The organism is Acinetobacter sp. YH12108 (assembly GCF_013419055.1).
GTDB lineage: Bacteria > Pseudomonadota > Gammaproteobacteria > Pseudomonadales > Moraxellaceae > Acinetobacter.
The window spans coordinates 1-20,637 of record NZ_VPAW01000033.1; the positions used below are offsets into that span (position 1 = coordinate 1).

14 protein-coding genes and 2 pseudogenes are annotated in these 20,637 nt (G+C 37.8%); 6 read left to right on the top strand and 10 right to left on the bottom strand.

From position 1 onward, the window contains the following. Positions 1–178: pseudogene (locus FTU46_RS16865) on the bottom strand (group II intron reverse transcriptase/maturase); the annotation flags it as partial. Between the two features lie 562 nt (positions 179–740). Between FTU46_RS16865 and FTU46_RS15195 the strand changes: the two are divergent. Continuing rightward, a pseudogene (locus FTU46_RS15195) lies at positions 741–1,898 on the top strand (restriction endonuclease subunit R); the annotation flags it as partial. A gap of 52 nt (positions 1,899–1,950) precedes the next feature. On the opposite strand, the gene FTU46_RS15200 reads toward FTU46_RS15195, so the two are convergent. Further along, on the bottom strand, positions 1,951–4,794 hold the full coding sequence (locus FTU46_RS15200) for a hypothetical protein (RefSeq protein ID WP_005028493.1): 2,844 nt from the start codon (positions 4,792–4,794) through the stop codon (positions 1,951–1,953). A gap of 297 nt (positions 4,795–5,091) precedes the next feature. Between FTU46_RS15200 and FTU46_RS15205 the strand changes: the two genes are divergently transcribed. Next, on the top strand, positions 5,092–5,754 hold the full coding sequence (locus FTU46_RS15205) for a head GIN domain-containing protein (protein WP_044112290.1): 663 nt from the start codon (positions 5,092–5,094) through the stop codon (positions 5,752–5,754). A 144-nt stretch (positions 5,755–5,898) separates the two neighbouring features. On the opposite strand, the gene FTU46_RS15210 is transcribed toward FTU46_RS15205, so the two are convergent. From FTU46_RS15210 to FTU46_RS15225, 4 genes are all read right to left on the bottom strand, one after another. Continuing rightward, on the bottom strand, positions 5,899–7,566 hold the full coding sequence (locus FTU46_RS15210) for a virulence-associated e family protein (RefSeq protein WP_227518626.1): 1,668 nt from the start codon (positions 7,564–7,566) through the stop codon (positions 5,899–5,901). Between the two features lie 28 nt (positions 7,567–7,594). Next, a complete protein-coding gene (locus FTU46_RS15215) occupies positions 7,595–8,503 on the bottom strand; it encodes a hypothetical protein (RefSeq protein ID WP_077170259.1) in 909 nt (302 codons plus the stop codon). 68 nt (positions 8,504–8,571) lie between these two features. After that, positions 8,572–9,735 (bottom strand): hypothetical protein, encoded by a 1,164-nt coding sequence (locus FTU46_RS15220; RefSeq protein WP_171518606.1) that lies wholly within the window; start codon positions 9,733–9,735, stop codon positions 8,572–8,574. A 1,132-nt stretch (positions 9,736–10,867) separates the two neighbouring features. Then, positions 10,868–11,389 carry a hypothetical protein gene (locus FTU46_RS15225; RefSeq protein WP_078389065.1) on the bottom strand — a complete coding sequence of 174 codons (522 nt, stop codon included), beginning with the start codon at positions 11,387–11,389 and terminating at the stop codon, positions 10,868–10,870. A 355-nt stretch (positions 11,390–11,744) separates the two neighbouring features. Between FTU46_RS15225 and FTU46_RS15230 the strand changes: the two genes are divergently transcribed. The 3 genes from FTU46_RS15230 (at position 11,745) to FTU46_RS15240 (ending at position 15,852) form a co-directional block, all read left to right on the top strand. Next, positions 11,745–14,408, top strand: a complete 2,664-nt coding sequence (locus tag FTU46_RS15230; RefSeq protein ID WP_148728177.1) for a type IA DNA topoisomerase — start codon at positions 11,745–11,747, stop codon at positions 14,406–14,408. Between the two features lie 16 nt (positions 14,409–14,424). Continuing rightward, on the top strand, positions 14,425–15,423 hold the full coding sequence (locus tag FTU46_RS15235) for a hypothetical protein (protein WP_148728178.1): 999 nt from the start codon (positions 14,425–14,427) through the stop codon (positions 15,421–15,423). A gap of 195 nt (positions 15,424–15,618) precedes the next feature. Further along, positions 15,619–15,852, top strand: a complete 234-nt coding sequence (locus FTU46_RS15240) for a hypothetical protein (protein WP_005028471.1) — start codon at positions 15,619–15,621, stop codon at positions 15,850–15,852. Between the two features lie 79 nt (positions 15,853–15,931). Here FTU46_RS15240 and FTU46_RS15245 read toward each other — a convergent pair whose 3' ends face one another. From FTU46_RS15245 to FTU46_RS15260, 4 genes are all read right to left on the bottom strand, one after another. Then, positions 15,932–17,740 carry a zinc ribbon domain-containing protein gene (locus tag FTU46_RS15245; protein ID WP_148728179.1) on the bottom strand — a complete coding sequence of 603 codons (1,809 nt, stop codon included), beginning with the start codon at positions 17,738–17,740 and terminating at the stop codon, positions 15,932–15,934. Positions 17,741–17,941: 201 nt separating this feature from the next. Beyond that, complete coding sequence (locus FTU46_RS15250; protein ID WP_005006208.1) at positions 17,942–18,271, bottom strand: hypothetical protein; 330 nt, start codon at positions 18,269–18,271, stop codon at positions 17,942–17,944. Positions 18,272–18,513: 242 nt separating this feature from the next. Further along, the gene (locus FTU46_RS15255) at positions 18,514–18,975 is read right to left on the bottom strand and encodes an H-NS histone family protein (RefSeq protein WP_038350047.1); all 462 of its coding nucleotides are present in this window, start codon (positions 18,973–18,975) and stop codon (positions 18,514–18,516) included. 111 nt (positions 18,976–19,086) lie between these two features. Further along, positions 19,087–19,605: a DUF2726 domain-containing protein gene (locus tag FTU46_RS15260; protein WP_125274761.1), complete on the bottom strand. Its 519-nt coding sequence runs from the start codon at positions 19,603–19,605 to the stop codon at positions 19,087–19,089. 218 nt (positions 19,606–19,823) lie between these two features. Between FTU46_RS15260 and FTU46_RS15265 the strand changes: the two genes are divergently transcribed. After that, entirely contained in the window at positions 19,824–20,513 is a 690-nt protein-coding gene (locus FTU46_RS15265; RefSeq protein ID WP_148728180.1) for a hypothetical protein, read from the top strand. Positions 20,514–20,637: the final 124 nt, after the last annotated feature.

Sequence of the window (20,637 nt, forward strand, 5' to 3'; positions counted from 1 at the left end):
GCGGTGGAAAATAACTGCCAGAACAAAGTCGATTCCATAGTTTGTATAGGTTGTTCTTTAAATGCTTTTCGAATTGCTCAATAGATTCATGATCAACGCCTGGAGCGCCACCATTCTCTTTGACTTTCTTAAATGCCTCCCAGATTAACGCTTTAGGAATGTTAAATGGTTTGGTCATAAAGTTTTGCTCCTCCTGCTTGCACAGTTGACAAATCCGTAGACCTGGATAATGCAACCCCTTCGCTCCATTACCATTACAGTAACTTCAACACTACTACGAGTTGCTCCGCCCCTTGGTGACGCATTGCTATTATCAGCCTTGCCTTTTGAGCTTGTGCCTTTCGCTTGACATCGCCACCGAAGGTTCCCGCAGTTCAACGCAAGAGCCTGAATTAGGATCGCGCTGCCTCTACGCCGGACACCGAATGGCCCGTAAGCAGGTAACGGCCAAACTAATCGCGGGGTAACTTCCATCCCCGGTTTTGATGTCATTTGAGTACTTTCGACACTTGAACGGCAGTTCACTGGTGTTCGCCTTCCTAATTCTTACCTGACATCTCTACGATGCCTTTTCCATAACGCTCACGACCGGGACTTTTGATCCAAGCCGCTTATGGTGGTTTGCTACCTGCTCCTGCAAGCCGATAGCGAGGGGCCATACCCTCATCTCTTACGCCGCTTGCTGCGGCACACTAAAGCCAGAAACCCTATCCGAAGAACTTAAGCAAGCAATTCAGACAAGAGAAAATAGCCAAGGTACCTCTTTGATTATCAATAAAGGTACGACTAATGAAACTTTTGATAAGATTGAAAAGGCCGTAATTGATCAGACTCCGCCTAAACAACTTGAAAAGGTTCAGGAAGTCTTTAATGAAGCTCGTGCTGAACGCCAGGCATATCAAGCACCTGAAAACTGGAATGCTTCTTTCGCATCAATTCCACAACTAGGTTTGTTCGTGGATGGTATGTGGCAAATTGCAGATAAGGAAACAATAGAAGACTCTATAGAATGGAATCTATTAGATTTCCCTATACAACTTGAAGGTTTTTCTATCAAAGAAACCGTCAATAGTTTTGAGATTGATCTTAATATAGATGAACAAAAACTCAATTATGCGTTACTTCAGAATCAACAAGCTCAATTTTCTAATATGCCGACTCTGGTTACTGAAACCGATCTTATTAATTGGCTTGATCGCAAAGTAAGTAGACAAGGGGTAACGCAAGTTCAGCTAAGAGCATATTTAACAAAACTGTTAAGTTATTTGCTTCACGTAAAAAACTTTACTCTTACACAATTACATCGTGCTCAGTTCCAACTATCCCTAGCCATCACAAAAGAATTGGATCGGTTATTTGAGTTGGCGCGTCAACAGGCTTTCCAAGGCGATTTGTTTAGTCAATTCCAAGTGGCCAATCAGCCTCAACCTGAAAATACATTTAAGTTTGAACCAGGCAAGTATCCTGTAAAGAAACCTTATCGTGGTGGATGCAAGTTTGAAAAACACTTCTATGCTCAAATTGACGACCTAAGAGAAAAAACTGAAGGTGGTAGCCTTTCGGAAGAGTTTCGATGTGCTCAACTACTTGAATGGCACTCTCGAGTAAAATATTGGGTCCGAAATATACCGAAACAGCCACAAACATCATTTTGGTTGCCTACTGGTAAGGACTATTTTTATCCAGACTTTGTTGCTGAGTTGGATGATGGATCTATATTCGTTCTTGAGTATAAAGGTAGTCACTTAGATAGTGCCGATGATGCGAGAGTTAAAGATGCTATTGGTAGACAGTGGGCTAAAGATAGCCAGGGTAAGCGTATTTTTCTTATGGCGACAAAACTAGATAAAAACGGACGTAGTTTGGAAGATCAAATTAACCATGCTTTAGCAAAATAGATATATACCCACTAAAAAAGCCCCGATATTCGGGGCTTTTTCATATCTGCTTTTACATATCGAACGACTGTCCACGTTCGTTAGTTTTGTTTAAATTTTGCGGTTCTATACCATACAGCTTTAGACCATCACCTAGAACGAGATCATCTACACGCTTTTCAAAACGAGTAAAGAAATCGTTCAGTCTTTGGAAGACTGGTGGTTCATCTAACAGTTTGGCCATGTTGTTTAATGTTTTACTTAGACCGTTCACAAGATTGAACTTTTGTTGACGGTCCAAAGACAAGCTGTTCGATGTATCTAAAAGGGTGGTGAGGCTTTCTTGAACCTTTTGATAGTTTTGATCATTGGTCACATTACTGACAATCAAATGCACTACTTTGTTTTTGATCTTCAATGTATCCAGATTCAATTGATCAAATGCAATGGTCCTATCAGTAAGATTTTCTCTAAATGTTTTGAGATTCTGCCACTCTGGATGTGCAGCCTCTAAATCAGATAAAACTTTCATGATTGACGCACGGTATTCGCTATCAGACGCACTAATCACAAAAAGTTCAGGATACGACCGCTTCTTAGAAACTTCTTCCTGAGCTTTATTGAGCTTATCTTCAGCGACAGCAATTGAACCCTCAACATCGGCATTACTAATACCAGCTTCATGAATTAACTTTCTAGCTTTATACATTTCTGCTGAATGAAGCCAAAAAGCGGTAAAGATAGCTGACTTAGCGTAGCTATGATGATCGATACCTTGCTGAAGGTTTTGTTCGGGAATGGTCGAACGATCCACACTCTGCAATTTAACTGTATCTTTGTTGATGTCCTTGGATACATCAATATGTACTTTGGTATTTTGCATGCTATCCATACTTGGGTTTGTGCTAGTGGTTGGTTCTTTGGCACCCATTTTCTCGAATTCAATATCACCGGCTTTAATCTTTTGATGGCCATCTGCAGTAGCTACAACTTTCAAAACATCATTTTGAACTTTGGTGACATCAATTTCAGAAAGGATCTCCATATAAGACTTAATGCCCTCAAGAGTCATGACGGGCGAAGATACAGGTGCCGTAGCGGTTGGAGTTGATTTATCATCAAATGCTTTATCAAATGACGGCGGTTGGTACTTTGGTTTTGCATAGGATTTCGTGCTACCTGTACCAGCTGGTCCATCATAGTTAGCTTTTGATAGATCTTGTTTACGCTTTTCAATATTTGCGTTGTAATTTTCAATATTTGCTTGGTTTTTAGCTCGTATGTTCTGCAATTCCAGATATTTTTCATCTGATTGTGCAATCACAATGCCGTAATTCGGTTGGTATTCTTTATTAGGGAACTTGGCTGCATAAGCTTCGCGTTGACGGTTGTAGCGGTTAATTGCATACGCAACTTCAGGGATCTTGTTGTCTATACGTTTGACGGCGTTATTTAGTTCTTTTGCCAACTCTGCAGCTAAACGTTCAACACCTAAATATTGACGAGCATCATCCCAATCAGAAACAGATAATTTATTTTGGAAAACTGGGGGTAGGGTGATACGTGTATTTTCATGTTTGCTCACATCACCTAACACACCACTTAATGAAAAGTTGTGACAAGCTTCTTGTAAGCCAGGATTCAAACCAGACTCAAGCGTTTGGCCAGCATCGTTATCATAACCAACAAATATATTGGCTTCAGGATTGATGCTGCGGATAAGCTCAGCAACACTTGAGATATTGGATTTACTGTATGACGCTAAAACTTGTGTGTTTTCTGCAGTAAAACCCTCACCCAATAAACCAAGCTCTAAACCAGCATCCAACGCCTTACGTGCGCTGATCGCTGTTGCCCAACCCTCCTTGATCAAATAGTTCTTTGCATTTGGGTTAAAGACTTCATAGCCAACATCAGGATTTTTGCTAACAGGCAAGAATGCATCTTTCGTTTTGGCTTTATCAAAAAAGTACTTGCCCTTATGCAGTACTTCTTCAAGCTTGTTGGTTTCTTTGTTGCGCTTTTTTTGGCGATGGTGGGTGATACGCTGTAAATTGACGACTTTGTTATTGGTGTCAATTAACGGTGCAAGAATGACAGCTCTGCTTTTACGTAAATCAAAGCCTTTTTTCTTTTCGCCCTCAAGCTCAGGTTCAAAGTTGATAAAATGCTTTTGATACGCTAATACATTCTCTACTGTTTCAACGAGAAGCTGTTGATTGGTGGCTGATTCAGGAAGTTCACGCTTTACTGCTTCAATGGCTTCATCACGGGTAAAGTTATCTTTACGCATGATTTTAGCGCCGTATGGCTCTAGGTTCTTTTCAACCATATACGGCATTTGTCGAATGTCGCGTTTAAAGGTCTGAATGCTTCCAGTTTTATTATTAAAAAATGAATCGTCAATAACTTTACCAGCACGTTGCCACTCAATACGGATAGCGATTTGTGCAGCTAAGAGCTCTTTTTCTTGTTGAAGTAGATGCTTCTTTTGAGCTTCTTCAAACTCACGTACACGGCGATCAACATCTTCTTTGCTTGGTGGTTTGTAGTTAGGGTTTGAATCTCGTTGAGGCTTGATTACGTTCTTATAGTGGTCAGCAAAAGCAATTGAGATTTCAATGTCAGTTACACCAAAGCGGTGTCCTTTGAGCACTGGCCAGTATTCACCAGTATCACGGTTCATGTTTGGATAGATCCAATACATCCCTCGTGGTTTGACATTGTTGCTACTTGATTTACTAGGGTTATCTGATTCGGTGAGGCAAGGCACTTTTTCATCAAATACGGTCACGAATTGATATTTACCAGATGACTTGAATACGAATCCGTAGTTTCGCTCCAGTTCTTCTTGGAAAAACTGAAACATCGTATTTAAATCACAATTATGTCGGGCGCTCGGTACTTTCTCAGCCATAACAATTCCAATTTCTAATATATATTCAGGTGCAATGTGCTACCCAGGTTGCATAGGACTATTAATCATATGCTTAAGAAAATTTATACTTTTAGTATATACCGATTCTAAAAACATTTCTGTTTAATCTTTAATATAAGCTATGTCTAATAAAGGTTTAAAGAAAAATTAAAAGTTTTAATTTATTATTTTAATAAAAAAGATTTAAGCCCTCAATGTTATAATTTACAGACAATAAATAGGTTATGAGTGACCACTTATTTAGGGTTAAATTACTTTTATTAATTTGAGGTTTATATGTCAAAACAGTTTTTTTCGGGTTCTGTTGTAATCAATGGCAACGCCAATGTATACAGTTCAGGTTCAAACCATCAAATCGTTGGAAGTGGAAAACGAGTGACTAAGCAAGTACCTGTAAGCCCATTTAACGAAATCTGTATGAAAGGTCCAATGAGTCTGAAGTTTTTTGCTTCAAGTGATTCTAAAATGGAAATTACTGCAGACGATAATATTGTGGATCTTATTAGTGCTACTTTTCAGGGTGGTGTATTGGTTTTAGCTATTCAGGACAATGTGAGTTTTAGTACTCGTTCACCGTTAGAAGTATCGATCACTTACCCAACTTTAAAAGCTATTGATTTAAAAGGTTCAGGCAATATCCAGATCTTAAATCTAAATGAAGATAAATTTACCGCAAGTATTAGTGGATCTGGAAATATGGATTTAGACGGTACCATTGAACACTGTGTCTTATCTTTGAAAGGATCAGGCAATTTTGATGCGTTACCACTGAAAAGCACCAATTTAGAAGTGGCGCTATCTGGTTCAGGCAATATCTTTTGTACAGCTATCAATTCAGCTCAAGTACAGCTTTCAGGCTCAGGCAACGTTAAAGTTTATGGAAACCCAATCCATAAGACACAAAACCGAACTGGTTCAGGACAAATTAGTTTTAAATAGGTCGATAAACCTAGTTGTAAGACACTAAACCGAACTAGATCAGGAAACATTTGTCTTAAGTAGATCGATAAACCTAGTTCAATGAAAGTTTAGAGAAAAATAAACCCCAAAAGTTTGCTACCTTTGGGGGTCTATGTTTGACATTCAAATTATCGAAATAAAAATATTATTAATGAAGTTTTCGGACCATTCAGGATCGTTCGATTTACTCAAAATATCTTTGAGCCAAACCTTTAATGTTTCAATTGGATAATCTGCATTTTTGTATAAGTTAATCACGGTGATAATCTGTTGATTCAGTGCTGTTGTTGAATCATTACGTGCGATCATTTCTACAAGTTTTGTGTAGGCCTGAAGGAGTTCTGGTTCTTCAGCTCCAGTGACTTTACGGGGTTGCTTGCTAATCTGGCCAAGAATCTCAATAAATTGTTCTTTGACCAGCTCAATCGGGTGGATCTGACTAAATCCCTGTTGAGTCAGTAAGGCGTATGCGCGTAAAACCAAGCTAAACCAATTCTTTTTGGTCATGCTATCAGGATAGAGGCCTATATCATCCAACTGTTGTTTGATGCCAAAGAATAGGGCACTGATAGAGTAGTTCGGGTTAACCGTGCTTTGAATTGCAGTCGTCCACACGGCATTTTGCATTTTATGACGTATAACATCACGCGTGTAATCAACGCCGTATAAACATTTAAAATCGTTCCAGTCACTTAGATCTAGCTGTTCTTCAGTAAATTCAGGTCCAATCATGGCTGCGTTTACAGCTCGGCATGCTTCTGTTGCGTAATAGATACCGGGATTGCGCTTTATTTTGCTTTCTAATGCTGTTTTATGGTCATTATCATTGAAAATATAGAAGCGTGAAAACGGGAATTCGGCACGGAAATCACGTACTACATTCATGATGTTGCCAGCCACGTACACGACAATGACTGGAATAGAGTATTGAATTGATTCTGCAATTGCTTCACCAGTGGCGTAGCCCTCACAAAAGATTATCCGATCTTGGTTCCATGCATCCAATGGATCTTTATATAAGATTTTGAAAGCGCCGTTTGCAAGTACACCACGTAATGTAAACTTATCTTCACCACGCTTGTTTTTGTGTTCAGCGATGGTCTGAAGGAAAATGATTTGATTTTTGAGGTTTTGCCCCTCAACTAAAAGCTTGTTCTGACGTAGCGACTGTTGATCTAGATCTGGTTGCAGATCAATAATACGGTTCAGAATAATGGTGTTGTTCTTGTGTTGAGGGTAGTACTGGCTGACATAATCAATCAGCTCATTTTTAGTGAAGTTGCTTGGATTGTACAATCTAGCATGACTGAAGCTAATCTGCTTTTTCACATTGTAGTTGTGTGGACGGTTTGGCAAGGGTAGGCTTCTGGCCCATTCAAAACCCGTATAGATTTGAGCCAATATCTCTTGGTCTTTTTTGTTCTTCTCAGCACTTTTGCATGAGTTTAAGAAGCGTTTAAGATCTTCTTCTTGCTGTTCCTTGGTATATACGGTGTCACCAGGTTGCAGATCCATTTCTTGAATGTATTCATACAAGCTGTAAGTGAAGTTTGCACCGCCAGCATGAAACCAACCATAAGACATACGTGCGTTATCTAGATCTACGAGATACCAGGCCGTTTTTTTCTTATTTTTTGTGGCGTCATTGTGGTGATTGGTTCTGAGGTAAATACGTTTAGAGCTTCGTTCAAGCTGAAAGTCACTCTCACGATCAAATACAATGCCCTCATTTTCAAGATGCGATCTAAATATTTTAGATAGCGTACCAATATCGATACCATACTTGATCATGAGGGGGTTCATAAATAAAGAAACTCACTTATAAATATTTTATAACCAGCGGTTGAGCGACTACATATTTTGATGGGTTGTTAGTTTGCAACGTGATTTCATGAGCGTAATGCCATGCCTTAGTGATACGGTTTAGGATGACACTTTCAAGGTCGTCTTCTAAGAATTCGTAAAGATTAAATCGCACGTTGTTTAAGATCAGTTTTTTATAACCTTTCACAAGGGTATTTAAAAAATTCTGGGATTGGTCCATAAAGGCGTTAACGTCAGCATCATAACTTATTGTTTTATTCACGACTGCATTATAAAAGTACTGCTCAGAATCAATTTTAATAATATGCATCTGCTCTAAGAATGACTCTAAATAAGCTGGATGCATATTTTTACTTAAAAACTTACAGATCCGCTTATTCTTGTTGTCGTTAAAATAGATGTATTTAGAGGTTAGCTCAGCATTAATCACTGTGACATATTCGCCGTCCACACGAAACTTCACGGTATTATTGTTGGTGAACTGCAGCATTAATTCTGTGAAGATATAGCTATCTAACGTTTTTTCATGCTTAAACGTCTGCTTGTCCAAGAAATAACTGTTGTACTGAAGATCTGCAACATTGGCATAGCTTTGAACGAATTGAGCGATGTCATTGTGCATGTTTTGGGTGTCGAGATCCGATACTTCAGTTGAAACCGATTGAAAGGCACTATTTTTATAAAGATGCCCCAATAATTCTGTTTGATTGTAGTTTTTAGGTTTAACTTTCAAGCCAACAGTAAACTCGTCTTGCTCATAATTCCCTTTAATTAGATTGCTTAAATAACTTTCAGCTTCTTGAAAAGATACGTTTCCAAGGTTGTCTAAAAATGATTTTAAGGAAGTGCCATCTAATCGTACTGCAACATGAGATATAAATGATGGATCGAACTCGAAACGCATAATACTTCATTGATTGAAATGGGTATTAAAATTATATAACAGGTTTAAGGAAAAAAGAATGAAAACCTTTAAGTATTATTACCATAAAAGTAATTTTGAATTGATTTAATAAGTTTAGTTTCGGTTTCTTGAGTATATAAACTACCTGAAATTAGTTTTAAGCCAGTATCAGTTTTAAGCCAATGTAGTGTATTAAAATGGTCATTAGCGATATGGCTACTCTTGTGCATGCGCGACACAAAACCAGTGTTCAGACCAGTATCAAACAGGCGTGGACAACTTGGTGCGTGGACATGATAGAGGACTTCACGGCGTTGATTGCTAGAGGGTGATTTACCTACGCCACGGCGTACTGGCATACCTTTGTGCTTTCTATAACTATTGAGAAATGAATCAATCGTATCGTTATACGTGGGTTGCATCAGGTAGCCACGGTGATTGTAGATGTCAGTTTTAGGATGAATAGAGAAATTAAATAAGCTAAGCATTTTACCAAGTAAGATTAATAGCTCAGGACTACCTTTAAGGTTGGTACCAATCAAACTATCTTTAATGGTTTTAATAGTATCCGTGCGATACTCTAAAACCACATAGTCTCCCCAATTAGAGGTTAAGCTTAAAGGATCTTCATCAGATATGTTGGCTTCAGTATCTTCATAGCAAAACACGATGATCAGTACTTTAACGTTGTTTCCGTTAAACAAAACTTCGTTTTGATGCGCGAAAAAACCATATAAAGGTTTGTCGTTGTGTCCTAGACCTGGTGTATGAATAAAGTTGGTCCACTGAAAGTAGTAATTCAGCAAATGACCATCGACATAGCGACCGTTTTCATCATTCAATAGGGTGCGATATACATCATTTTCAAGCTTTAGCACGGGTTGGCTGTACCGCCAAGCGCTCAACGCTGCAGTCGTAAATGCAAAGTCATAAAAGTTAAACTCAGGGTTCATATTTTTATAGAACAATGCATAAGGCTGTAACACACTTTCCCATACCTGTAATGGGATAAAGATGTTGGAACCCCACTTAGGAATCTCCGCAAAATAACCAGTGCCATAGGTATGATTTACGTTATCCCAAAACAGGCGTTCTAGCTGTTTATAGTCTGGAATGTCTTCGCTTTTAACCAATGATGCTGTACATAATGCTAACTTTTTCTCCAGTGCCAATAATTGACTGACAGGAGGGTATAAGCGACCAGCTTTTTGCGTAAAAACTTCCGCATTCAACTTTGATATAACATCAGCAAAGATTGAATCTTTCACTATACTGGTCTTCCATAAAAGGTGTGTGAGGGTGGCTAATTAGTATAAGGCATTCTAACAAGTTGTATGTATTCTATAAGGCGTAAAACTCTAAAAAGTTGATAATATATATCAGTTTTTAAAGCATTCACATTTCATACATAATTCTAACCTTGCTCAAATATAACATCATATTGTTTGCGATTTCTAAACAACAGTTTAACTAATCTGCAATATATCAGGGTAGAGCTGAGTATAGGGCTTAATCATTACTTTTGTTCAGCATGAGATAATAGTTTGTGGAATTTCCGTGAATATGATTAAAAAAGCTTTAAAACTTATTAGAGATCGGTTATATTACGAATCAAGGGATATTACCCTATTTAATAAACTATTAGACTGAGATTGTTCTAATAGTTTTTTTTTGCCCTTTTTTTGACATTTCCTGTTTTTTCTTCTATAGCTTCTGCTATATTTCTCCATATTTTACTCTATTTTTCGTTATTTTGATTAATTTTTGATCAATGTTAAAAGCTTAAATAATCAACAACTTAGCCATTTATACCCACTACTATCCACAAAAACCTGTGCATAAAAAAACCAAATATTAAATCCCAAAATGGAATTTCTTCAATTTTAAGCTATAATTATGCTCATAGTTTTAATCATTGTAGTGGACTTAGTTATGAGCCATGTAGACCAAATAGAAACGATTAAAATTACTAACCGCGAAATCGGAATATTGCCTAACAATGTGCCAGTAGTAGATCAGTTTTTGAATAACTACCGCACACATAAAGCATCAACGACTCATTCAGTGGCTAGTAATTCACCTTTAATGAACATTACCAATTCAATGCATGTGCATCGAGTAGAAGATTCCCCCTATACTCAACCTATTCGTAAACTTCATTAGAAATAAAAAAAGCAGCGATTTCGCTGCTTTTTTATTGCCTATTGCATTTCTTTAGTGCTGATCCATATAGCTTTGAGTGAGCTTCTTACGCTCGTAATTCTCTTTGAGCTGTATGCCAATACCAATAATTATTATAGGTAAAATGGCTAGGGCAAAAAGAATGCAGATCGAATCAAAAATTGGCCTGGGCATATGAGCGCATTATTGCGGATTCGCATTGGTTAATTCCTCCAGTGTTGGTGGTTTTGTGGCGACTGGTTCATTTGCTGGTGCTTCAGGTGACACTTCTGGTACTTCAGGTGATACTTCTGGTGTTGAACTTGGTTCTTGTTGTGGATCTAACTTGTCTTCATAAGACTCTTGTGGAAGGCTATTGCTTGCAACAAAGTTATCTAGAATATCCTGAGCCTTATATGCCTTATTGCATTCGTCATTTGAGGCGTACATTTCTTTTTGTACGCTATCGTCTAAATACTTTTCTCGGCCATCACTAACATCATCGCTGTAATAACCAGCTTTCTTAGCAGAATCTATATAAATGGAATAACAAATATTTAAAACATTACTACGCTCGTAATCATGTTTGTAATACCAGTCAATACTACGTTCCTTTGCATCAGTTTTCGTATCTTCAAGGTATTGATCTAAGCGTTTCTCTTGTGGCGTAGACGAACACCCGATGATTAACAATGAGGTGCTTAAAACTATAAGTTTTTTAATCATGGTTTTAGCTTAAAACAAACGATACCTTTATAGTACAACATTAATTCGTTAAATAATATTTTTGGAATTTTAATTTGTGACGGTTAAACAGTGCATTTTCAAACAATTAAGCCATTTTTTCCCATAATTTTAGATAAATATTGTTGTCTTTTTTCGCGTAGATTATTGAAAACAGGAAGTAATTTAACCACTTGAAATGTTCATCCAACTAAAGATTAAGAAATAAGCCCTTAAAAGTGTTTGTTTATCAACCCTTAAACCTATTTAAACATTTTAAAATTGTATATACTTAAACCATTACTAGATTAACTTCAGTAATTATTACTAAAGAAAGTTAAAAATTGGATGAATTTTAATGAGTAGTTTGTTCATAGTAGAGTCACCCGGAAAGGTCGAAAAAATTCAACATATCTTGGATGACCTGTATCCGCACGAATTCGTTGTACGCGCTTCAGTTGGCCATGTATGTGATTTACCTAATCATGAGATCGGTTTCTCATATCCAGCCTTTGTTCCTAAATACGAAATATCTCAAAATAAAACACGCGTTGTTCAAGAATTAAGACAGGCTGCTAAAAATGCAGATACGGTTTTCCTCGCAACTGACTTGGACCGTGAAGGTGAAGCCATTGCATATCACTTAAAACGTATCCTGAACTTATCTGACGATCAGTATATTCGCGTCAAATATAACGCTATTGATAAAACTACGATCGCTAATGCACTTCAAAATGGTGAAGAGCTGGATCAAGGTATGGTGGCATCTCAAGAAACACGCCGTTTCCTTGACCGTATGATCGGTTTTTACTTGTATGAGCCAATTTCAAATATTTTAAAAGGCAAATTTCCTGTTGGCCGTGTTCAATCTGCCGTACTCGTTGTGCTTGGTGATTTAGAAGATCTACTGAAAAACTTCAAATCACATGAACATTACAACCTTGAAGTAACTCTAAAACAAGGTTGGGCTGCGAAATGGGATTTTTCTAAGTGGCTTAATCCTGAAATGAAGGATGTGCACAATAACCAGTGGTTAGATAAAGCTTCAATTACCCGTCTACAAAGCGAAATTGATAAAAAAGACTTAACCATTACCAGTGTTGAAACTAAGCCATCTTTCCGTAGTGCTCCAGCGCCGTTTATTACTGTTGATCTGCAAGCTGCAGCTGCAGCGCGTCTTGGTTTGGATCTAAAACAAACTATGGATGCAGCGCAAAAGTTATATGAAGGTGGTTATATCACTTACCATCGTACTGATGCTGCCGTAATTTCGCCTGAGGGCATGCAAGCTCTAGAAGCTTTTGGTGAGAGAGAGGGCATTGCGATTATCGGCAATAAAGCCAAATCTCGCGATGGTGCTCAAGAAGCACATGAATGTATTCGTCCTAGTGACTTCTTTACCTTTGAAGCTGGTGAGGACAAAGTTCAAAAGGATCTATACCGTCTAATCTGGTTGCGTACTGTTGCATCGCAAATGGCTCCAGCTGAATACGAAGTTAAATCCGTTGTAGGTGTCTATAAAGATGTCACGCTCAATGTAGATGGTGAAAGCATTACTAAAGATGCTGAATTCAAAGCTTCTAGCCGTATCTTAAAGGAAGATGGTTGGTTGGGTTTATTAAAGACCTACAGTATTGATGAAAATGCACTTGAATACGTGGACGGTGAAGAAGATTCAGAAAAAGAACCTGAACATACGCTACCTATGGATATTGAGGTCGGTCAAAACCACAATGTTATTGCTGGTAAAGTTATCGCGACCAAAACCAAACCACGTTCACGCTACACCGTACCATCATTGGTCAAATTACTTGAGAAAAAAGGAATTGGTCGTCCTAGTACTTATCAATCAATCTTTGAACGTTTAATCAAGCACGGCTATATCAAGCTTGTTAAAAAGAAAATTGAAGTTACACCGCATGGATTGACCTTGATTCAAAACATTAGAGGTAAGTTTAGTTTTGCAGATCCGCTTTACACCAAAGAAATTGAAGAAACACTGGATCTAATCGCTACTGGTGATGCCGATTACAAACAAGAACTCCAAAAGTTCCATTTAGGGATTGAAAGTGAATTAGGACAGTTCTCAAAACATTGGCTTGATTCATTCCCTATCTACAAATGTAATAACTGTGATGACGGACGCATGTTGCCGAAAATCGGTACCAATCGCGACAAAACAACATCGGTCTACTGGTCATGTAATTCATGCAAAAGTTCAGCGCCAAACAGAAATGTTGATGGTAAAGATGAACCGGGTAAGCCAACTGTACGTGAGCCAACTGCTCATTTATGTTTATGTGGCAAATCACTGACTCAGGTTACAACTGATAAATCTGTATTTTTTGAGTGCTCTCAACGTGCGTTCGTAGATGGCACCTGTAAAGAAACATACCGTTCTACAAATGACGAAAGCGGTAACTTGGTTCCTGATTTTGACGAATATCGCCGTAACCATACATACAAATGTCAGCTTGAAGGGTGTGGCGGTTGGTTGCGTGAGTTAAAAGGTATTTCAACTTCTTCAGGTAAGCCGTATCACTTCTTTTCTTGTGAAAAATCCAATCCAAACCTGAAAGGCAAAAAATGTAAGTCGGGTCCATTAGAGGTGTTCCCTGATGGTAGTCCTAACTACGAGCCAAGATTCCAAGTGACCAAAACAGAGTATCCATGTATCTGTAAAAAGCCTCTTGTACATACCAAGTACCGCAAAGAACCTGGTGTTTACGAAGAGCGATACAGTTGTGAAGCTGCATCATGTAAACGTTATTTCGACATATTGCCAGATGGATCACCAGATACCCAACTTACAAAATCTCGCACTGGCAACGAAGCCAAGTGTTTTGAGTGTGGCCAGACCATGATTCAGTCTGCATTTAATTTACGTGGTGAACGTAAGTATAAATGGGATTGCTTTAGCTGTGGTGCAAGTGGATACGACAACAACGGTGAGCCAGTTCAACGTGGCAAAAAGAAAGCCAAGTCTAAATCGACCTCTACAAAAGCTAAATCAAGTAAATAATTGAATAGGTGAATAAATGAGTAATCACGAACCAGATGATATGGACAACATCGGGAAGGAAGCTGAAGAAGCGATCAAAATCCAACCCGATGATGAACATGTAAGTGAGCCTGAACAGCCAGCCAAGACAGCAAAGAAGGGCAAAAAAGTAAACATTGATGAAAACTTTTTTGCTAAGCATAAAAAGCTAATCTTGATTGGCGGTGGTGTTCTTTTCTTTTTGTTATTTGCTGTGGTTATTTTTGGCAATCAAAACATCGAAGTTGAACGTCCACAACAAAGCGATGTTGAACTTGAAGCTCGACTGCAGAGTGAAGTTGCAAGACGAGTAAAAGAAGAAAGTATGAAATTGGCTGCTCAGCGCAATAAAATTATCGACCGTATTAGTCGTAACTTTGACTGTAACGCACCACAAGTATTCTGTCATGCACAAGATACGTCAGAACCGTATTCAACTGTCGTTTCTAGTTTGCAGAACTTCCAATTTCAGCCAGATACGCCGTATGAAGTTTACATTGAAGTCTACCCCTTGAAAGTGGATGCCCAAAACCCACAAACAAGTCAGCGTAAAGGAAGTGTTTGTAGCGCGAACAACGTGCACCTTTTCTTATGCCAAAAAATCGTAATGAAAAATCCTGCGCTTATGGCCAATCAGATCCGCGAACTATATGCGCTACTAACGCCGTCTATGACTTATCGCTTGCAGATCAGCAGTCGTCCAATTACGCCAAGTGACATCGATCTGACATTGATTACTACCGAACTGGACAAAATGAATGCCGATTCTGCAACTGCTAGTGAACCTGAATTGGAGTGTGTACCGCCAGATCCTAAAAAAGATCCTGTTGCGTACAACTTATACGAAACAGGGGGCATGTCTTGTCAAGACATCATGAAGGACTTAGCTGCACGTAAGACAACTGCTCCAGCTGGTCAACCTGGTCAAGCTCAACAAAGTGGTGGTGAACAACCACAACATCCTGATGCATTTGGTACGCCAGTAGCAACACATTAAACATACTAATAAGAAACGGATTGATTTTGGTTAATCCGCTATTAATTGGCTTTTGGTTGAGAATACTAATTTAAGCATCTGTTTATCAAATAGATCTTAAAAAAATGAAACAATAAAATGCAGATTTATTCTGCATTTTTTAATTTTCACATTACAATAGTTTAAATTCGCAACTTTTAAGCAACCGGGTACGCTATGAACAACCCAACCAAAATTCAAGATCTGCAAGTGGCAGATTTGCCGTCCACGTTTAAGCTGAAGAAAAAACATAAAGAAGAAGTTTTTCTGAAGTACAAAGAGTTGAATGAGGCACTATTCAAAGTAGGGTACATTCCAGTGACGTTCTCAGACTTTGTGCATGCACTTATAGAAACTGGCGTAAAGGGATTTTCTGTCGAAGAATATGTCAACGCTCAATTAAACTCTTAATTTTAGAACTCTAATTATTTTTTTGATGTCAAAAAAAATGGACCACATTCGTAATCCATTCCTTTATTTTCTTTAACGATTAACTTTCTATTTTGGTACCACACTGAGGGCAAAACAGCATATTGTCCTGAAGTGGTTCACCACATTTCACACAAAACATATTCTTTTTCGGTTTGATGATCACTGGTACTTGATCTGATAGATCCTGACTGTGTGTTTCAGGGTTATTCATCAATCCAAGATGTGTACCATGTGTTCTTGGTGAGTTTTTATTGATTGCGCTATTCATCTGGTTCATAGATGACATGCGGTTAATATCTACTTCAGACGTTGGGGCAACCACAATGCTTTGGCTTTTGGCAAAGTCGGCTAAATGCTCTTTCAGTACAACAGCATCATCAGTACAAGCAGTCATGCTCAAGATCGCACGGTTTTGATATTTACCGAAGGTCGTTGTGCTAATTTCAGCGTACCAGACACGTAACGTCATGGTTTCAACATTGATGACTTCTTTTTGTGATTTCACGCTGTCGTCAAGGTAACGGCCAAAGTTCATTTGAGACAATTGATAGCTACCTTTAGCCTCAACCCATATTAGTTTTGATACAAAGTCAAAACGGCTCCATAGGTAATTACCGTGCTCAAAACAAAACTTCCCTAAGATCCACATCGATACACCAAAGAAACCATAAGTGAAGTCGCTAAAATCCAGATAGCTTCCGTTATATAGACCTTTGGCAAAAATAGTCATTAATACGACTGAAGCAATAAAACTTAACAATCCAAAACTATTGAGGATGGCTAACCAGCGATACTTTTCTTCTTTGAAGCATGAGCTCAATGTCATATCACGAAGGGTATTGATTGGCACTGGTTGAGTTTCTTCTAAGATCTCACCCTCAAAAGCACCGTTTTTACTGCGAGAGTTGATAACTGGCAACTGGCGTGAATAGATTCTGTTAGGAATAGCACTTTCCCAATTCTTTTGTAGATGGCGTTCAAGTTCATCAAACAATTGCATTGGTTGGCAATTCATACTCAAACTATCCTGAACGACTCCAGCACTGGCTTGTGGTGGCTGTTTTACCATTTGAGCAATCACGGCCAAGAAGAATATCGCAATCGCAATCAGCGCTGCAATTAACGTAAAAATTGCTTTATCCATGCTTGGCAACCAAATAGGTGCAACTGCATGTTGGGTAAGGATAGGAACCAATACAGGTCCAAGAATGGCGACTAAAACCAAACCAATGACTTTAGATAAACCAATTTCTTGTGCACCTGAGTTCGGATTAGCCATAGGACGCAATAAAACAATCAAAATAATGGCGTTGTAAACAATCCCAAGCCAAGCACCTGTATTGGGTGATGCACCCACATACGCGATTAGAGCACTCACTAAGGTAATCAGAAAAACAATCGCATTTTGAAATTGAGCTTCTGCAGCGTTACGGATGAATAATGGCGAAAAAATAAGATTAGGGAACAGTGAATATAGAATCCCGTTCACTGAGCCTTTTGGTTCTTCATAAATCAAAGCGCTTTGGCGTAGGATCTCTTTAATATCGGTTGCACCAGGATAAGCACCAGTTTCTTGAATGGATAACTCCTGTGCAAGTCCGGCTGGTTGATCACGACCAAAGTAGAACTTTAGGTTTGATAAGCCTGTGGTCAGCAGTAGAGCGCCATAACTGAACATTGCTAGACCAACTATAAGCGGTGGTAGTGCAACAAATACACCGTTACTGAATAGACCTTTTGCACTGAAAATTAAGCTTAGGCCAGCCAGCATAAAAACGATGGCACCGATCACTTTAAAAATGTTTTCTATTCGGTAGGGATTAGGGAATTCAAACCGCTTATCTTGCGAGTTATATTCATATGCCATTTTTAATACTCCTTAACGCATTTATCTAATTACGTTTTAACTGGTTAATTATAACTAAGTCGTGGGGTATAAAGTTTTTTTAGTTAAAATGAATCACTGTTTTAGTTAAGTTTTAATAAGGGAATTTAAAAAGTATTTTAAAGGCGCATTAAAAAAGGGGATAACGAATCCCCTTTAAAGATGTACCAAGCTTATGTGCTGTTATTTGTTTTGATCTGCTTGTTTTTGAGCATCTGCAGCTGCAGCGTTCAGCATAGAAGACATATCATTTTGCTCGTCCTCTTTTGGTGGATTTTGTTCTGCAGTTTTTTGATGTGCATCAAAATCGTGGCCCTCAACTTTTGAAGGTTTTTCATTATCGACATAAGCTTCACGCGCTGCTTGTAGGTCTGCAGATGGATCTACTTTGTCAATTTGTTCATCTGGTTGAATAGGTTTTGATTGAGATGTTGATTCTTCTTTTTTACTACAACCAACTAAAACCAAACCTACAGATAATAAGCCAGTTAATAATAGAGTTTTGAATGACATTTAATCGCCTCCAGCGAAACATAAGCAAAGGTATAGTCACATATACTTATAATGTATATACCAAAATTTAACTAAAACTAGTCCGTTGTATAACGTGACCTTTATAAAAACGGTTTAAGTATATACCAATTGCAAATTTTCTTGTTATCGGCTGAAAGCTAATAGAATAGGGTATCGCTTAACGACACTATATAATGGCAAAAAAAAACCACCTTTTACGGTGGTTTCACTAGTTTTAAAGATTAAATCTCTTTAAGGTCTAGATTTTGTTCGCAATAACTACGTACAGCTTCTTTATCTGAAGGATCTAAACCCTTTTCAATCATTTCTTCACGTAACCATTTAATTACTTGACCGCGACCAGCCCAACGTAAGCTGTTGTTTTCACGGTGAACCCATTCATGCGTAAGCTTACGTTTTTGACGTCTTACAGGCTCAACTTTTGTGGTATCAATGTGGTTGTTTTTTAGATATTCACTAAGTGTATGGATGTCCACAACACCATCGGCAGTAATTTTTTCTGAAATGATTGCATTAATGGCACTAACAGCATCGTGAAAAGCTTTATTTTCTTTAACGACTAGTTGTTGTTGAAGTTCTTCAATATAATTCTGAAGTTCAACAGGTGACATTTGAGCAACATTTTCTGGTTTTGATACATTTAACATGTCATTAGTTCCAGTATTGCGAGTTAAGTTGTTCATGATTAAACCTTTAGAAATATATTTGAAAATTAATTCAAAATATCTCTTACGACAAAACCATTTTTACACATTTACATTATTAAAATCAATTAGAGTTAATCGTATTTATACCTAAATATACCTTGAAATGGTTTTTCTTATAACTTTTATGTCTGGAATTTCCTTAAACCTAATGACAGGAATGCCAGCACTCTTCAAAAGCTCGTCACGCCTTTTATCTTTATCCTGGGTATATTTATGATAATGCCCATCAAGCTCAATAGATAATATAGGATTGTAGTCTTCATCAACAATCAAATAGTCCACGTAAAGCCTAGAAAACTGATTTCGGGTACTTATGTTTTGCGTGGTCATAAAAGCACTCATGCTTACTTGCACCAAAATGTTGCGTGATGGAATGACCTGTTCTAGTGCATCAAGCATTGTAATCTCGTCTTTTGTAAGGACTTTTTTAGATACAAGCTCCTGATTCTTTTGAGGCTTACGATAGCCTTTTTTTGAATTCTTTTTGGCTTTAGTTTTAGGTTTGCGAAATACGCCACATAAAGCAAAAACGAACTTATACACTATATAAAACAATAATGAATAAATTATAGACTTTAACAAAAAGGAATTTAAAATCGTTTCCATAAACCTAATACACAACAAATTTTAAAGGGTGCTTAAACTTCTTAAACATATTAGATAGTTTTAACGGTGATTGATACGAATTAACTAAAAATGTTTAAGGACTATTAGTGATGCAATGTTAAAAATAGTATAATCTTGTAAAGACAGCTTAGAAGCAGTTTTAAAAGTAAAACTGGTTCTCACAAATAACACCGACTATTTCACTGGAAAAGTTTAAAATGGTATTTAATAAACGTACTTTAGCTTTACTGATTGGTACAATCTCGCTATCAGCACACCTCTATGCCAACAACACAACCGTTAAAGTCTCACAAACTCCAATTGTATCATCTTCACCAATTCCCTTAGTTAAAGCGAATGCAATTGAACAATATTATATCAATGTTAAACATCGCTTTAATGGTGCGGAATTTGAACAACCGCCTCGTAAAATTAAGAGCATTAAACTTAACTTGAATGTTATTAATAACGGGGAAGTGGTTTTAACGGCGCACGAAGCTGATAAATCCAAGCTGGAAGACTATTTACAGCAAAACCCTAAAAACTCGGAACTATTGGCCAGTTACGTTGCTCGTATGATCAATTACAACCACGGCTATACGGTTCCTGAAAACAAGGGTAAATACAGCAAGTATGCAAGTACGACTGTATATGAAGCTCTTCTTGATGAATTGAACTATAACTTCGCAACTACGCCAGTAGGATCAGTAGATAGCTATGCAAGCCAACAACAGCTTGAATCTGCTTATCTATACATCCTTTCTCGTTTAGATCCACAAGAAAAAGCGGTGTTTTGGCAATTTGTGAACACATACAAAGTAGGGGATAAGATTGAGATCCCTGAAGGTACTGTTATAGCAGATGTCTTGAACACTTATAAAATCCAATTGAATTTTAAAGCGCCTTAATCACTAAACAAGTAAGGAATATTTTCGAGTAGCTGAAAAGGAAAGTCATTTCAAATATCAGGTTATGTAGGGAAAAAAATTACTGTTTGTGGTACTGGTGTTTTATCCAATCATAAAGGAAAGT

What these genes read in the sequence shown, in the direction of transcription:
- FTU46_RS15200 (WP_005028493.1), bottom strand. Translation starts at nt 4,794, where the DNA reads ATGGCTGAGAAAGTACCGAGCGCCCGACATAATTGTGATTTAAATACG.
- FTU46_RS15205 (WP_044112290.1), top strand. Translation starts at nt 5,092, where the DNA reads ATGTCAAAACAGTTTTTTTCGGGTTCTGTTGTAATCAATGGCAACGCC.
- FTU46_RS15210 (WP_227518626.1), bottom strand. Translation starts at nt 7,566, where the DNA reads ATGATCAAGTATGGTATCGATATTGGTACGCTATCTAAAATATTTAGA.
- FTU46_RS15215 (WP_077170259.1), bottom strand. Translation starts at nt 8,503, where the DNA reads ATGCGTTTCGAGTTCGATCCATCATTTATATCTCATGTTGCAGTACGA.
- FTU46_RS15225 (WP_078389065.1), bottom strand. Translation starts at nt 11,389, where the DNA reads ATGATTAAAAAACTTATAGTTTTAAGCACCTCATTGTTAATCATCGGG.
- FTU46_RS15230 (WP_148728177.1), top strand. Translation starts at nt 11,745, where the DNA reads ATGAGTAGTTTGTTCATAGTAGAGTCACCCGGAAAGGTCGAAAAAATT.
- FTU46_RS15235 (WP_148728178.1), top strand. Translation starts at nt 14,425, where the DNA reads ATGAGTAATCACGAACCAGATGATATGGACAACATCGGGAAGGAAGCT.
- FTU46_RS15240 (WP_005028471.1), top strand. Translation starts at nt 15,619, where the DNA reads ATGAACAACCCAACCAAAATTCAAGATCTGCAAGTGGCAGATTTGCCG.
- FTU46_RS15245 (WP_148728179.1), bottom strand. Translation starts at nt 17,740, where the DNA reads ATGGCATATGAATATAACTCGCAAGATAAGCGGTTTGAATTCCCTAAT.
- FTU46_RS15250 (WP_005006208.1), bottom strand. Translation starts at nt 18,271, where the DNA reads ATGTCATTCAAAACTCTATTATTAACTGGCTTATTATCTGTAGGTTTG.
- FTU46_RS15255 (WP_038350047.1), bottom strand. Translation starts at nt 18,975, where the DNA reads ATGAACAACTTAACTCGCAATACTGGAACTAATGACATGTTAAATGTA.
- FTU46_RS15260 (WP_125274761.1), bottom strand. Translation starts at nt 19,605, where the DNA reads ATGGAAACGATTTTAAATTCCTTTTTGTTAAAGTCTATAATTTATTCA.
- FTU46_RS15265 (WP_148728180.1), top strand. Translation starts at nt 19,824, where the DNA reads ATGGTATTTAATAAACGTACTTTAGCTTTACTGATTGGTACAATCTCG.